The following is a 15014-nucleotide window of genomic DNA, read 5'->3' on the forward strand; positions in this document are numbered from 1 at the left end:
GTGCAGCACGCGAGTGGCCCACCGACCGCTCCCGGATGTCCGGGTGGTGGTGGGCTGCCCGCGACACCATCGACGGTGCGCGACGCTCCTGGAACCCGTGAGGGCTCCGGCCGGTCGTCCCGTTCTGACTGCACGGGACACGGCACTCCGAGGGATTCTACAGGCTGCTCAGGACGGCTTGCGACCGAGGTGTCCCCGGGTCCACTCCACGGCGTCCGCGTACCGGGCCTCGGCGCCGTGCCGGGTCGGCGTGTAGTACGTCCGGTCCTTGAGCCCGTCCGGGGCGTACTGCTGGGCGGCGATGCCCTCGGGCAGGTCGTGCGGGTACACGTAGCCCTGCCCGTGTCCCAGCTTGCCCGCGCCCTTGTAGTGGCTGTCGCGCAGGTGGGCCGGGACCGGTCCGGTGTGCCCCTTGCGCACGTCGTCCAGGGCGGCGCCGATGGCGGTGGTCGCGGCGTTGGACTTGGGGGCCAGCGCCAGGGCGATGGTGGCGTGGCTGAGGGTGAGGGCGGCCTCGGGGAAGCCGATCATGGCGACGGCCTGGGCGGCGGCGACGGCGATCTGCAGGGCGTTCGGATCGGCCAGGCCGATGTCCTCGCTGGCCGAGATCATCAGGCGCCGGGCGATGAAGCGGGGGTCCTCACCGGCCTCGACCATCCGGGCCAGGTAGTGCAGGGCGGCGTCCACGTCGGAGCCGCGGATGGACTTGATCAGGGCGCTGGCGACGTCGTAGTGCTGGTCGCCGTCGCGGTCGTACTTCACCGCGGCCCGGTCGACCGTCTCCTCCAGCGTGGTCAGGCCGATCTCCGCCTCGCCCTTGTCGAGCGCGGCCCCGGCGGCGGCCTCCAGCGCGGTGAGCGCGCGCCGGGCGTCGCCGCCCGCGATGCGCAGGAGGTGCTCCTCGGTGTCCTCGGGCAGGGCGAGGGCACCCCGCAGGCCGCGCTCGTCGGTCAGGGCGCGGCGCAGCAGGTCCCGGAGGTCTTCGTCGGTGAGGGGTTCGAGGGTGAGCAGGAGGGAGCGGGAGAGCAGCGGGGAGATCACCGAGAAGTACGGGTTCTCGGTGGTGGCGGCGATCAGGGTGACCCAGCGGTTCTCCACGGCCGGGAGCAGGGAGTCCTGCTGGGCCTTGCTGAAGCGGTGGATCTCGTCGAGGAAGAGGACCGTCTCCTTGCCGTACCCGCCGACCGCGCGGCGGGCGCCGTCGATGACCGCGCGGACCTCCTTGACGCCCGCGGTGATCGCCGACAGCTCCACGAAGCGCTTGTTGGTGGCCTTGGAGACGACGTACGCCAGGGTGGTCTTGCCGGTGCCCGGCGGGCCCCAGAGGATGACCGAGGAGGGCCCCGCGGGACCGGACGCGCCCTCGCCGACCAGGCGGCGCAGGGGGGATCCGGGCTTGAGCAGGTGCTGCTGGCCGACGACCTCGTCGAGGGTGCGCGGGCGCATCCGCACGGCGAGGGGGCTGCCGGTCGGGTCCTTCTCCTGGCGTTCTTCGGCTGCGGCGGTGAACAGATCGGGCTCCACGCCCTGAACCCTAAATGACCGCACCGACAACGCGGCGGGCCCGGTGGGCCCGCCCGCGCGGAAGGCCGGTCAGCTGGTCCAGAAGTCCCACCAGCGGGTGAGGATCATCATGCCGATGATGCCGATGTGCAGCACCGGCAGGACCCAGGTGAACTCGCCGAAGAAGCCGCGCAGCCAGCCCGGCGCGGGCAGGAAGCCCTTGCGGACGTTGAAGGACGTCACGTACCAGAACATCAGGATCGTGGCGACCCAGGCCAGGCAGCACCACAGGCACAGCGAGTTGATCCGGTACAGGGACTGGAACTGCAGCCAGGAGACGAACGCGACACCGAACAGGCAGCCGGCGTTGAAGGTCAGCCAGTACCAGCGCGGATAGGTGGCGCGGGCGAGCAGGCTCATGCCGACGCAGATGACGATGCCGTAGGCGACGAGGCCGAGCATCGGGTTGGGGAAACCGAAGACGGAGGCCTGGTCGCTCTCCATGATGTTGCCGCAGGAGACGACCGGGTTGAGGCTGCAGCCGGGCGTGAACGTGGTGCCGGCGACCTTGGCCTCGAGGATCTTCTGCTTGTCGATCGTGATGACCCACGCGGCGAGCAGGCCGGCCGCGCCCGTGATCACCAGGAGCAGCGCGAGGGCCCGGCTGCCGCCCTCGGTGCGCGGGGTGCGGGTGCCGCTGTCCGGCGCGGACTCTGCCACGGTGGAGACGTCCTTCACTGTCGTCTTGCTCATCACGCCGATTCCGTCACTGGGGAGTGGGACCTGCTTCGGGCAGGGGCCATTGTGCCGCACAAGCCTGTATGGGCACCGTTCGATGAGCCTATGAACGGATCGGCAATCACTCCGGAGCGGCGCGTTCCGGCCATCAGCCGTTCCTCTGGGGCACGCGCGAGCGAAAACACGTGCCCCGGAGGGGTGCCGGCCCGCGCTAGCCGAGCCTCGACTCCAGCTCCGCCACGATCTCGTTGACGCCGATCGCGGTCTGCTCGCCGGACTCCATGTCCTTGAGCTGGACGACGCCGTCGGCGAGGTCGCGCTCGCCCAGGATCAGGGCGTAGCGGGCGCCCGAGCGGTTGGCCCCCTTCATCGCGGCCTTGAGGCCCTTCCCGCCGTAGGAGAAGTCGGCGGCGACGCCGTTCTTGCGCAGCTCGGTGACCTTGGCGAACAGGATCCGGCGGGCCTCCTCGCCGAGCGGGACCGCGAAGACGGAGGTGGCGGACGGGATGTCCAGTTCGATGCCCTCCGCCTCCAGGGCGAGGACGGTGCGGTCGACGCCGAGGGCCCAGCCGACCGAGGGCAGGGAGGGGCCGCCGATCATCTCGGACAGGCCGTCGTAGCGGCCGCCGCCGCCCACCGCGGACTGGGAGCCCAGGCCGTCGTGCACGAACTCGAACGTCGTGCGTGTGTAGTAGTCCAGGCCGCGCACCAGCTTCGGGTCGTCCTCGAAGACCACGCCCGCCGCCGTGATCAGCTCGCGCACCTCCTCGTGGTACGCCTTGCAGGCGTCGCACAGGTAGTCGCGCAGCAGCGGGGCGTCGGTGAGCTGCTTCTGGACGTCCGGGCGCTTGTCGTCCAGGACGCGCAGCGGATTGATCTCCGCGCGGCGCAGGGTCTCCTCGTCCAGGTCGAGCCCCCGCAGGAAGTCCTGGAGCGCGGCCCGGTAGACCGGGCGGCACTCCTTGTCGCCCAGCGAGTTGAGCAGGATGCGGAAGTTCCGCAGGCCGAGTGCGCGGTACGACTGGTCGGCCAGGATGATCAGTTCGGCGTCCAGGGCCGGGTCCTCGGCGCCGATCGCCTCGGCGCCGACCTGGGAGAAGTGGCGGTAACGGCCCTTCTGGGGACGCTCGTAGCGGTACTGCGAGCCCGAGTACCAGACCTTGACGGGCAGGCCGCCCGCCTTGTGCAGGTTGGCCTCCAGCACCGCGCGCAGCACGGGAGCGGTGGTCTCCGGGCGCAGGGCGAGCCGGTCGCCGCCCCTGGTCTCGAAGACGTACATCTCCTTGGTCACGATGTCGGTGGACTCGCCGACACCGCGCGCGAACAGTTCGACGTTCTCGAAGCCGGGCGTCTCGATGTAGCCGTAGCCGGAGTTGCGCAGCGGGGCGGCGATCGCCTCGCGGACGGCCAGGTACTTGGCGGAGTCGGGCGGCAGCAGGTCGTACGTGCCCCTGGGGGCCTTGAAGGTGCTCACGGAAGGTCTCGTCACATTCCTCGTCGGGGCGCGTTCGGAGCGCCCTGGCCGGCGGCCACCTGCCGCAGGTACGGGTTGGTGGCACGTTCCTGGCCGATGGTCGTGTACTCGTTGTGACCGGGCAGCACCACGGTGGAGTCGTCGAGCGGCAGGCACACCCGTGCCAGGGACTCGAGCATGTCGTCCATGGAGCCACCGGGGAGGTCGGTGCGTCCGATGGAGCCGGCGAACAGCAGGTCGCCCGAGAACATGACCGGCGGGACGTCCGCCGCCTCGGGCAGGCCGAAGGTCACCGACCCCTTGGTATGGCCCGGGGCGTGCGCGACGGTCAGCTCCAGGCCCGCCAGCGCCAGCTTCGCGCCGTCGGTCAGCTCCTTGACGTCGTCCGGCTCCCCCACGGTCAGCTCACCCATGATCGGCATGCCGACGCCGCGGCCGATCCCCTTCTCGGGGTCGCTCATCATGTAGCGGTCCTCGGGGTGGATCCAGGCCGGCACGTCGTGGGCGCCGCACACCGGGACGACCGAGGCGACGTGGTCGATGTGGCCGTGGGTGAGGACGACGGCGACGGGCTTGAGCCGATGCTTGCGGATCGCTTCCTCGACTCCGGGAGCCGCCTGGTGGCCCGGGTCGATGATCACGCACTCCTCACCGGCGGCGGGGGCGACGAGGTAGCAGTTCGTCGCCCAGGCCCCGGCGCGGAACCCGGCAATGAGCACGATCGTCCTTCGTTTGGGTCGGTACGGGTGGGCTTGCGAACGGGTCGCGCCCATGGTCAGAGCCTACCGGCGGTGCCGATTCCTCAGCGAACCCATATACGGTACGGGGCTACACGCCCACGGTCGGCTCATCGCACCCACGCGTACCGGTCGGCACACGAAGACGCATGAGGAGAGAACCCGGTGGTCACCCAGGAGCAGCGGCGGCGTCAGCTCGCCCGGGAGAAGTTCTTGCGGCAGCAGCAGCGACGCACCTCCGCGCGACGCAAGGCACGCACGCGCAACGCCGCGATCGCGTCGGTGCTCGGCGTCATTCTGATCGGCAGTGTCGCGCTGTACACGACCGGCGTGGTCCTGGGGGACGACGACGACGGCAAGACGAACGCGGGCGCGGAGGTCACGCCGAGCGCGTCGGCTCCGAGCAAGGCGCCGGACCCGTGCGACAAGCCGGCCGAGGGCAAGGTCGAGACGCAGACCTGGAAGAAGGAACCCGCGCTGACCGTCGACGAGTCGGCGAAGTACACGATGAAGCTGGCCACCACGTGCGGCGACATAGACATCGCGCTGAAGGCGAAGGCGGCACCGCACACCGTCAACTCGTTCGACTTCCTGGCCGGCAAGGGCTACTTCGACCACACCAAGTGCCACCGGCTCACCACCGAGGGCATCTACGTCCTGCAGTGCGGCGACCCCACGGCCCAGGGCAACGGCGGTCCCGGCTACAACATCCCGGACGAGAACCTGAAGGACAAGAGCCTCAAGGACAACATCTACCCGGCGGGCACGGTCGCGATGGCGAACACCGGGCAGCCCGACTCCGGCGGCAGCCAGTTCTTCCTCGTGTACCAGGACAGCCAGCTGCCCCCGAGCTACACCCCGTTCGGCACCGTGTCGGACGAGGGCATGACCGTACTGAAGAAGATCGCCTCCGCGGGAGCCCAGCCCGCGGACCCCGCGACCGGGAACACCGCGCCCAACGCGACGGTCGTGATCGACAAGGCGACCGTCACGAAATCCTGACCCTCATCAGCGAAAGTTCGACTCGCGCGGGTGCGGACAGGCCACCCGCCGGTCGCCTATGTTGGCCGAGACGAAACTGTGGACGATGCCCGGGGGTAGCGAAGCCCTCCGCAGGCATCATGTGGAGGAGGCGCTGTGAGCAGCGACCCGTGGGGCCGCGTCGATGAGACGGGGACCGTGTACGTGCGTACGGCCGACGGCGAGCAGGTCGTCGGTTCCTGGCAGGCAGGCTCCCCCGAGGAGGCACTGGCCTACTTCGAACGCAAGTACGAAGGCCTGGTTGTCGAGATCGGCCTCCTCGAGAAGCGGGTGAAGACCACCGACCTGTCGGCCAAGGACGCCCAGACCGCCGTCGACCACCTGCGCGAGCAGGTGGACGCGCACCACGCGGTCGGCGACCTGGACGCCCTGCGGGCCCGGCTGGACCAGCTCGTCGCGCTCGTGGAGACCCGGCGCGAGGAGCGCAAGGCCCAGCGGGCCAAGCAGTCCGACGAGGCGCGCGGCGCCAAGGAGGCCCTGGTCGCCGAGGCCGAGGAGCTGGCGCGCTCGGACCAGTGGCGGGCGGCCGGTGAGCGGCTGCGGTCCCTGGTCGACACCTGGAAGGGCCTGCCGCGTCTGGACCGCAAGTCCGACGACGAGCTGTGGCACCGCTTCTCGCACGCCCGCTCGGCGTTCTCCAAGCGCCGCAAGCAGCACTTCGCGCAGCTCGACGCACAGCGCGAGGAGGCCCGGCGGATCAAGGAGCGGCTGGTCTCCGAGGCCGAGGCGCTGTCGAACTCGACCGACTGGGGACCGACGGCCGCGCGCTACCGCGACCTGATGTCCGAGTGGAAGGCCGCGGGCCGGGCCCAGCGCGAGCACGAGGACGACCTGTGGAACCGCTTCCGCGGCGCCCAGGACGTGTTCTTCGCCGCCCGCAGCTCGGTCTTCGCCGAGCGGGACGCCGAGCAGTCGGAGAACCTGAAGCTCAAGGAGGAGCTGGTCACGGAGGCCGAGAAGCTCGTCCCGGTCACCGACCTGAAGTCGGCCCGCGCCGCGTTCCGTTCGGTCAACGAGCGCTGGGAGGCCATCGGCCACGTGCCGCGCGACGCCCGGCCGAAGGTCGAGGGGCGGATGCACGCGGTCGAGCGTGCCCTCCAGGAGGCCGAGGAGGCCGAGTGGCGCCGGACCAACCCGGAGGCACGCGCGCGTGCCGAGGGCCTGACCGGTCAGCTCCAGGCCGCCGTGGACAAGCTGCGCTCCCAGGTCGAGCAGGCGCGCGCCCAGGGCAACGACGCCAAGGCCGACAAGCTCGCGCGTGAGCTGGAGGGCCGCCAGGCGCTCCTCGACCAGGCGCTCAAGGGGCTGCACGAGTTCGGCGGCTGACCGTCGCCGACCGGACACGAGAGGGGCTCCCGTACGGTGCGTACGGGAGCCCCTCTCGTGTGTGCGCCTGTGCGGCCCGCTAGGACGGCCTGCGCGCCGAAGTCACCCGGTACACGTCGTAGACGCCCTCGACGCCGCGTACGGCCTTCAGGACGTGCCCCAGGTGCTTCGGGTCGCCCATCTCGAAGGTGAAGCGGGAGGTGGCCACCCGGTCGCGGGAGGTCTGGACGGCCGCCGAGAGGATGTTGACGTGCTGGTCGGACAGCACGCGGGTGACGTCCGACAGCAGCCGGGAGCGGTCCAGCGCCTCGACCTGGATGGCGACCAGGAAGACCGAGGACTGGGTCGGCGCCCACTCGACCTCGAGGATGCGCTCCGGCTCGCGGGAGAGCGAGTCCACGTTCACGCAGTCGCTGCGGTGGACGGAGACGCCGCTGCCGCGGGTGACGAAGCCGATGATCGGGTCGCCGGGCACCGGCGTGCAGCAGCGGGCCAGCTTGACCCACACGTCCTCGACGCCCTTGACGACCACGCCCGGGTCGGCGTTCGCCCGGCGCTTGCGGCCGCGGCCGCGGGACGGCGGGACCGACTCGTCGATCTCCTCGGTGGCGGCCTCCTCGCCGCCGAGCGCCTGGACCAGCTTCTGCACGATGTTCGGCGCGGAGACGTGGCCCTCGCCGATCGCGGCGTACAGCGCGGAGATGTCCGAGTAGCGCATCTCGTGCGCGAGCGTGACCAGGGAGTCACCGGTGAGGATGCGCTGGATCGGCAGGTTCTGCTTGCGCATCGCGCGGACGATGGCGTCCTTGCCCTGCTCGATCGCCTCGTCGCGGCGCTCCTTGGAGAACCAGGCGCGGATCTTGTTGCGGGCGCGCGGCGACTTCACGAAGCCCAGCCAGTCGCGGGAGGGGCCGGCGCCGGCCGCCTTGGAGGTGAAGACCTCTACCAGGTCGCCGTTGTCCAGGGTGGACTCCAGCGGCACCAGCCGTCCGTTGACCCGTGCCCCTATGGTGCGGTGGCCGACCTCGGTGTGGACGGCGTAGGCGAAGTCCACGGGGGTGGCCCCGGCCGGGAGCGCTATGACGTCGCCCTTCGGGGTGAAGACGAAGACCTCGTTGCGGGAGAGGTCGAAGCGCAGGGACTCCAGGAACTCGCCGGGGTCCTCGGTCTCCTTCTGCCAGTCGAGTAGCTGGCGCAGCCACGCCATGTCGTTGAGGTGGTCGTCCTTGCTCTTGCCGGACGACCTGGGGGCGTCGGTGCGCACCTTGGAGGCGCCTGCGACGGCCTCCTGCTTGTACTTCCAGTGCGCGGCGATGCCGTACTCCGCGCGGCGGTGCATGTCGAAGGTGCGGATCTGCAGCTCGACCGGCTTGCCGCCGGGCCCGATGACCGTCGTGTGCAGCGACTGGTACATGTTGAACTTGGGCATCGCGATGTAGTCCTTGAACCGCCCCGGAACCGGGTTCCAGCGGGCGTGGACCGTGCCGAGCGCCGCGTAGCAGTCGCGGACGGTGTCCACCAGGACGCGGATGCCCACCAGGTCGTAGATCTCCGCGAAGTCCCGGCCGCGGACGATCATCTTCTGGTAGACGCTGTAGTAGTGCTTGGGGCGGCCGGTGACGGTCGCCTTGATGCGGGCCGCGCGCAGGTCCTGCTGGACCTCGTCGGTGACCACGGCGAGGTACTCGTCGCGCTTGGGGGCGCGCTCGGCGACCAGCCGGACGATCTCGTCGTACATCTTGGGGTAGAGGATCGCGAAGGCGAGGTCCTCCAGCTCCCACTTGATGGTGTTCATGCCCAGCCGGTGGGCGAGCGGCGCGTAGATCTCCAGGGTCTCGCGCGCCTTCTTCTCCTGCTTCTCGCGCTTGAGGTAGCGCATCGTGCGCATGTTGTGCAGGCGGTCGGCGAGCTTGATGACCAGGACCCGGGGGTCCTTGGCCATGGCGACGACCATCTTGCGCACGGTCTCGGCCTGCGCGGCCTCGCCGAACTTGACCTTGTCCAGCTTGGTGACGCCGTCGACGAGCAGGGTGACCACGTCGCCGAAGTCGCGGCGCAGGTCCTCCAGGCCGTACTCGGTGTCCTCGACGGTGTCGTGCAGCAGCCCCGCCATCAGCGTGGCCGGATCCATGCCCAGCTCGGCGAGGATGGTGGTGACGGCGAGCGGGTGCGTGATGTACGGGTCGCCGCTCTTGCGCTTCTGGCCGCGGTGCCAGCGTTCGGCGACCTGGTAGGCGCGCTCGATCTGGCGCAGGGTCGCCGTCTCGATCTTGGGGTCGTTGCCGCGCACTATGCGCAGCAGCGGCTCCAGGACCGGGTTGTACGGGTTGGCGCGCTGGACGCCGAGGCGGGCGAGGCGGGCGCGGACGCGGTTGGAGGAGCCGGAGCGGGCGGGCTGCCCGGCGGGGGCGCGGACCACGGGCGCGTTCTGCGGGCGCTCGGCCGGCAGCGGCTTGGGGCGCGGCTGCTGCTCGGCGGGCTTGTCGACCGGCGCGGACGGGGCATGCCGGATCGGCCCGCGCGTGTCGTTCTTCGCCTGGGGCGCGCTCGGCGCGGGCTTCGCCGCGGACGCCGAGGCGGACTCGGGCTTTGCGGCGGTCAGTGGCTGGGCCTCGTCTGGCAAGAGGACTCCTCGTGCGCGATCCGGGTCCCCCGGTCAGGCTCCGGATACCCCATGGTAGCGATCCTGCCCTCCAGGATCGCCTTCTGGCCAATGTGAGGGCTGTCAACCCGTGCAACGCCTGGGGCGGGCGCCGGATTCCTCCGGGCCCGCCCCAGGGGTGCGGTTCGCACGGTTCAGACCGTGAGCAGTGCCTTCAGCGGTGCCCCGGCCAGGGCCGGCTCCAGCCGGGCCCGGCCGCCGAGGAAGCCCAGTTCCATCAGGACCGCGAGGCCCGCGACCTCCGCACCGGCCCGGCGGATCAGCTCCAGCGAGGCCTCGGCGGTGCCGCCGGTGGCGAGGACGTCGTCGACGACCAGCACGCGGTCGCCCGCGGTGAGGTCCTCGGCGTGCACCTCGATCTCGGCGGAGCCGTACTCCAGGTCGTACGCCTGGCCGAGCGTGGCTCCGGGGAGCTTGCCCGCCTTGCGCACGGGGATGAAGCCGAGGCCCGCCCTCAGAGCCACCGGGGCGCCGAGGATGAAGCCGCGGGCCTCCAGGCCGACGACCTTGGTGGCACCGGTGCGCCCAGCGACCTCGGCGAGCGCGTCGGTCAGGACGGTGAACGCCGCCGGGTCCGCCAGGAGCGGCGTGATGTCCTTGAACACCACGCCCGGCTCCGGGTAGTCGGCCACGTCGCGGATGCGGCTGAGCAGCAGCTCCGTGATGCCGGTCGTCTCGGTCATCGGCGCTTCCCCGAGGGTCGGCCGCGGCCCCTGCCGCGGGACGCGGGCTGGTTGCGGGGTCCGACCACCGCGGGTGCCGCGTCGTCCGGCTCGTCGGCGTCGTACGCCCCCTCGTCGGCCGCGGACTCCGCGCTCTCGCCCTTGGCGGCCGCCTGGGCGCGCTTGGCGAGGACCCGCTTCTTGAGGGCCTTCATCTGCGGCTCGGCCTCCTTGAGGTCGGCGACGAGCGGCGTGGCGATGAAGATCGACGAGTAGGCGCCCGCGGCGAGACCGACGAACAGCGACAGCGAGATGTCGTTGAGCATGCCGGCGCCGAGGACACCGCCGCCGATGAACAGCAGGCCCGCCACCGGCAGCAGCGCGACCACCGTGGTGTTGATGGAGCGGACCAGGGTGCTGTTGATCGAGCGGTTGGCGATCTCCGCGTAGGTCCAGCGAGTCTGTTTGGTGATGTCCCGGGTCTGCTCCTTGAGGCTGTCGAAGACGACGACCGTGTCGTAGAGCGAGTAACCGAGGATCGTCAGCAGACCGATCACCGTGCCGGGCGTGACCTCGAAGCCGACCAGGGCGTAGATGCCCACGGTGATGGTGATGTCGTGGATCAGTGCGACGAAGGCGGCCAGTGCCATCCGCCACTCGAACGCGATCGCCAGGTAGATCACCACGAGGACCATGAAGATCCCGAGGCCCTGCCAGGCCTTGTTCGCGATCTGGTCACCCCAGCTGGGGCCGACCAGGTCGGCGTTGATCTTCTCCGCGGAGACGTCCAGGTTCTTGGAGAGGTCCTCCTTGATCTGGTCCGACTGCTGGGTGTCGGTGCCCGAGATCTGGATGCGGAGGCTGCCGTCGCCGAGCTTCTGGACGATCGCGTCGTGGCCGGAGGCCTCCTCCGCCCAGGTCTCGGTCTGGGAGACCGAGGCGCTCATGTTCTTCGGGGTGGTGAAGACCGCGCCGCCCTGGAACTCGATGCCCATGTGCAGGCCGCGCACCGCCAGGCCGACGATGGCCGTGATGGTGATGAGGATCGAGATGCCGTACCAGATCTTGCGGTTCTTGACGAAGTCGTAGCCGACCTCGCCGTGGTGCAGTCGGGCGCCGAGTGTGCCGAGCTTCGACATCTCTCACGCCTCCTTCGGGTCGACAGGGCCGGCGGCAGGACGGGACGGACGGCGGGTGCGGCGCAGCGGAGGCTTGGCACCCAGGGCCTTGGGGTCGAGGCCGGACCACTTGTGACCGCTCGCGAAGAACTTGCGCCGCGCCATCAGCGTCAGCAGCGGCTTGGTGAAGAGGAACACCACCACCACGTCGAGCAGGGTCGTCAGACCCAGCGTGAACGCGAAGCCCTGCACCTTGCCGACGGTGACGACGAAGAGCACCGCGGCGGCGAGGAAGGACACGAAGTCGGAGACGAGGATGGTGCGCCGGGCGCGCGGCCAGGCCCGCTCGACGGCGGGGCGCAGCGTGCGGCCCTCCCGGATCTCGTCGCGGACGCGTTCGAAGTACACGATGAACGAGTCCGCCGTGATGCCGATGGCGACGATGGCACCGCACACGGCCGGCAGGTTCAGCGCGAAGCCGATGGTCGGGCCGAGCAGCGACATGATCACGTAGGTGAGGCCGGCCGAGACCAGCAGCGAGCAGACGGCGATGAACGACAGCCCGCGGTAGTAGAACAGCAGGTAGAGGACGACCAGGGCGAGGCCGATCGCGCCCGCGATCAGACCGGCCTTGAGCTGCTCACCGCCGAGCGCGGCGGTGACGGTGGTGACGCTGTCCTCCTTGAAGGTCAGCGGCAGCGCGCCGTAGGACAGCATGTTGGCGAGGCTCTGGGCCTCTTCCTGGTCGAAGCTGCCGGAGATCTCCGCGTTGCCGCCGGTGAGCGCCTGGCTGACGTACGGGTCGGAGACGACCTCGTTGTCCAGGACGATGGCGAACTGGTTCTGCGGGGACTGGTTCTGGGCCAGCTTGCCGGTGATGTCCGCGAACTTCTTGCTGCCCTTGTCCGTGAACTTCATCGTCACGGTCCAGCCGGCGGCGGTCTGCGTGTTGTAGACGGCCTCGGCCTCGTCGACCTCGGTGCCGTCGACGGCGGCGGCGCCGAGGATGTACTTCTGCCACTGGCCCTGCGAGTTCTGGCCGCAGGCCACGGTCTGCTCGCTCGGCTTGGCGCCGTCGCCGGCCTTGGCGCGGGCGTTCTTGTCGGTGCAGTCCAGGGCCGCGTACTGCTGCTGCAGCTTGGCGGCGGCGTCGTCACCGGAGGCGCTGGCGCTCGGGGACGGGGAGGCGCCGTCGGAGCTCGTCGCGGACGGGCTGGGGTCGGCCTTCAGGGCGTCGCTGGCGGCGCGGCCCTGGGTGGTGGCGCTCGCCGAGGCGGAGTCGGACGGCGTGCCGCTCGCCTTGTCGCCGTCGGTGGCCTTGTCGCCGTCGGTCGCCTCGTCCGTGGCCTTGTCGGTCGCCTTGTCGGTGGCCTTGTCGGTCGCCTTGTCCGAGGCGCCGCCGGTCTCGCTCGCCGAGGGGGTGCCGGTCGCGTTGGCGCCGGAGAGTTCGGTGGCGAGGACCGGACGGAAGTACAGCTTGGCGGTGGTACCGACCTGCTGCCGGGCTTCCTTCGAGTTCGTCCCCTTGGGGATGTTGACGATGATGTTCCGGTCGCCCTGGGTCTGGACCTCGGCCTCGGAAACACCCAGACCATTGACACGGCGGTTCATGATCTCGACCGCGGTGTCCATGTTGGTCTTGTTGATCGCGGACTCCTGGCCCGCCTCCGGCACGGCCCGGAGCGTGATGCTCGTGCCACCAGCCAGGTCGATGCCGAGACGCGGAGTCGTGTGCCCGGAGGCGAACATGCCACCGGTGAGCGCCACGATGGCGATCAGAATCAGGGCCAGCGAGCGCCCGGGCTTACTCTGAGCGCTCGCATTCTTTCCCTTTTTAGGTGCTACCACCTTTGTGTACTCCCTCTCGGGCCGCTTCGCGCCCAGAAGGCGTCACCGGCGGCCATCACATGGTGTCCGGATCCGTGCGAGCCGCGCGTCACGCGGGGTGCGCGGGAACCCGTCCCGCGCACCCCGGGGCACGGCTTACTTCGCCTCGGAACCGCCGTCGGACTTCTTCGCCTGCTCGTCCGTCTTCGCCTCGGCGGGCGCGGCGTCGACCGTCGGCTCGTCGGCCGTCTCGTCGGCGGGCTCGGGCTTCTTGCCGAGGTCGACGGACTTGTCGTCGGAGGCGTCGTCGTCGGGGGCGTCGGTCTCGGTGAGGGAGGAGGCGTCGTCGGGGACGACGTCCGCGTCGGACTTCAGGTCGTGCTCGATGCCGTGGACGATGCGGTTGTACTCGTCGTCCGAGAGGACGGCGCCGATCGCGTTCTTGGCGAAGAGGAGCTCAACACCCGGGCCGGCGTCGAGGAGGACCGTGTCGTCGTTGACCTCCTTGACCGTGGCGTACATGCCCCCGATGGTGCGGACACCGGTTCCGGGCTGCATCTCGCTCCGCATGTTGGCGGCCTGCTGCTGCTTCTTCTTCGCCGACCGGGTCATCAGGAACATGGCCCCGATGAGCACGATGAACGGGAGGAGGGTCACGAGACTCACGGGTCGGTACTTCCTTCACACGACCGCGATGGGGAGCGGCCTGATGGTTGGGGGTGTGTACACCGCCGACAAGGGCGGCATCGGCGGAGTCTAGGCGAGTCCGCGCGCATGGAACAACGCCCAGCATGTCACCGGGGTTCCTGCTCCGGCGAATGTGCCCCGCGTGAACGGGTCGTCACGCCCCGAACAAGTCCGGTTGTCCGTTTCCTGAACCCTGCGAACGCGGCGGGGTGAGGCCGAGGTGCGCCCAGGCGGCCGGAGTGGCCACCCGCCCGCGTGGGGTGCGGGCGAGCAGACCCTCCCGTACGAGGAAGGGTTCGGCGACCTCTTCCACTGTCTCACGCTCCTCCCCCACGGCGACGGCGAGCGTGGACAGGCCGACCGGTCCGCCGCCGAACAGCTTGAGGAGCGCCTCCAGCACCCCGCGGTCGAGGCGGTCCAGGCCCCGGGCGTCGACCTCGTACACGGCGAGGGCGGCCGAGGCGATCTCCTGGGTGATCAGGCCGTCGGCCTTGACCTGGGCGTAGTCGCGGACCCGGCGCAGCAGGCGGTTGGCGATGCGGGGGGTGCCGCGGGAGCGGCCGGCGATCTCGGCGGCGCCGGTGGCGTCGATCTCGACGTCGAGCAGGCCCGCGGAACGGTGGACCACGCGTTCCAGCTCGGCCGGTCCGTAGAACTCCATGTGGGCGGTGAAGCCGAAGCGGTCGCGCAGCGGGGGCGGCAGCAGGCCCGCGCGGGTGGTGGCGCCGACCAGGGTGAACGGGGGCAGCTCCAGGGGGATGGCGGTGGCGCCGGGGCCCTTGCCGACGATGACGTCGACGCGGAAGTCCTCCATCGCCATGTACAGCATCTCCTCGGCGGGCCGCGACATGCGGTGGATCTCGTCGAGGAAGAGGACCTCGCCCTCCTGGAGGGAGGAGAGGATCGCCGCGAGGTCGCCGGCGTGCTGGATGGCGGGGCCCGAGGTGATGCGGATGGGGGCTTCCATCTCGGCCGCGATGATCATCGAGAGGGTGGTCTTGCCCAGGCCCGGGGCGCCGGAGAGGAGCACGTGGTCGGCGGTCGCCCCCCGCGCGCGGGCGGCCCGCAGCACCAGGTCGAGCTGCTCGCGGACCTTCTCCTGACCGATGAACTCGCCCAGGTCCTTCGGCCGCAGGGCCGCCTCCACGGCCTGGTCCTCGCCGTCGGCGGCAGCGCCGACCAGCCGCTCGGCGGCGGCCTCCGCGTCGGTCGTGTCGTCCCAGTTCACTTGATTCTCCT

Annotated in this window: 12 protein-coding genes; 2 read left to right on the forward strand and 10 right to left on the reverse strand. The window is 70.5% G+C overall.

All coding sequences use genetic code 11. The features are described from left to right. Window positions 1-168: 168 nt before the first annotated feature. The 4 genes from ACH4D3_RS22635 to ACH4D3_RS22650 form a co-directional block, all read right to left on the reverse strand. Entirely contained in the window at window positions 169-1524 is a 1356-nt protein-coding gene (locus tag ACH4D3_RS22635) for a replication-associated recombination protein A (protein ID WP_398324652.1), read from the reverse strand. Between the two features lie 69 nt (window positions 1525-1593). Then, window positions 1594-2256, reverse strand: a complete 663-nt coding sequence (locus ACH4D3_RS22640; RefSeq protein ID WP_030871078.1) for a vitamin K epoxide reductase family protein — start codon at window positions 2254-2256, stop codon at window positions 1594-1596. 196 nt (window positions 2257-2452) lie between these two features. After that, complete coding sequence (gene hisS, locus ACH4D3_RS22645; RefSeq protein ID WP_398324655.1) at window positions 2453-3715, reverse strand: histidine--tRNA ligase; 1263 nt, start codon at window positions 3713-3715, stop codon at window positions 2453-2455. An 11-nt stretch (window positions 3716-3726) separates the two neighbouring features. Then, window positions 3727-4434 carry an MBL fold metallo-hydrolase gene (locus ACH4D3_RS22650; RefSeq protein WP_398324658.1) on the reverse strand — a complete coding sequence of 236 codons (708 nt, stop codon included), beginning with the start codon at window positions 4432-4434 and terminating at the stop codon, window positions 3727-3729. 183 nt (window positions 4435-4617) lie between these two features. On the opposite strand from ACH4D3_RS22650, the gene ACH4D3_RS22655 reads away from it, so the two are divergent. Together ACH4D3_RS22655 and ACH4D3_RS22660 are read left to right on the forward strand one after the other, a co-directional pair. Continuing rightward, entirely contained in the window at window positions 4618-5454 is an 837-nt protein-coding gene (locus ACH4D3_RS22655) for a peptidylprolyl isomerase (RefSeq protein ID WP_398324660.1), read from the forward strand. A 135-nt stretch (window positions 5455-5589) separates the two neighbouring features. After that, a complete protein-coding gene (locus ACH4D3_RS22660; RefSeq protein WP_398324663.1) occupies window positions 5590-6819 on the forward strand; it encodes a DUF349 domain-containing protein in 1230 nt (409 codons plus the stop codon). Between the two features lie 79 nt (window positions 6820-6898). Here ACH4D3_RS22660 and relA read toward each other — a convergent pair whose 3' ends face one another. The 6 genes from relA to ruvB form a co-directional block, all read right to left on the reverse strand. Beyond that, window positions 6899-9442 carry a GTP pyrophosphokinase gene (gene relA, locus ACH4D3_RS22665; RefSeq protein ID WP_398324666.1) on the reverse strand — a complete coding sequence of 848 codons (2544 nt, stop codon included), beginning with the start codon at window positions 9440-9442 and terminating at the stop codon, window positions 6899-6901. 173 nt (window positions 9443-9615) lie between these two features. Further along, complete coding sequence (locus ACH4D3_RS22670; RefSeq protein WP_398324669.1) at window positions 9616-10164, reverse strand: adenine phosphoribosyltransferase; 549 nt, start codon at window positions 10162-10164, stop codon at window positions 9616-9618. Then, a complete protein-coding gene (secF, locus tag ACH4D3_RS22675) occupies window positions 10161-11282 on the reverse strand; it encodes a protein translocase subunit SecF (protein WP_398324672.1) in 1122 nt (373 codons plus the stop codon). Before secF ends, ACH4D3_RS22670 begins: the two co-directional genes overlap by 4 nt. Before the next feature lie 3 nt (window positions 11283-11285). After that, complete coding sequence (gene secD, locus ACH4D3_RS22680) at window positions 11286-13109, reverse strand: protein translocase subunit SecD (protein WP_398324675.1); 1824 nt, start codon at window positions 13107-13109, stop codon at window positions 11286-11288. A gap of 135 nt (window positions 13110-13244) precedes the next feature. After that, window positions 13245-13754 (reverse strand): preprotein translocase subunit YajC, encoded by a 510-nt coding sequence (yajC, locus tag ACH4D3_RS22685; RefSeq protein WP_398324678.1) that lies wholly within the window; start codon window positions 13752-13754, stop codon window positions 13245-13247. 175 nt (window positions 13755-13929) lie between these two features. Beyond that, window positions 13930-15003 carry a Holliday junction branch migration DNA helicase RuvB gene (ruvB, locus tag ACH4D3_RS22690; protein ID WP_398324681.1) on the reverse strand — a complete coding sequence of 358 codons (1074 nt, stop codon included), beginning with the start codon at window positions 15001-15003 and terminating at the stop codon, window positions 13930-13932. Between the last annotated feature and the right edge of the window lie 11 nt (window positions 15004-15014).

This window comes from Streptomyces sp. NPDC018026 (assembly GCF_044327745.1).
In the GTDB taxonomy this organism is placed as follows: domain Bacteria; phylum Actinomycetota; class Actinomycetes; order Streptomycetales; family Streptomycetaceae; genus Streptomyces; species Streptomyces rubrogriseus.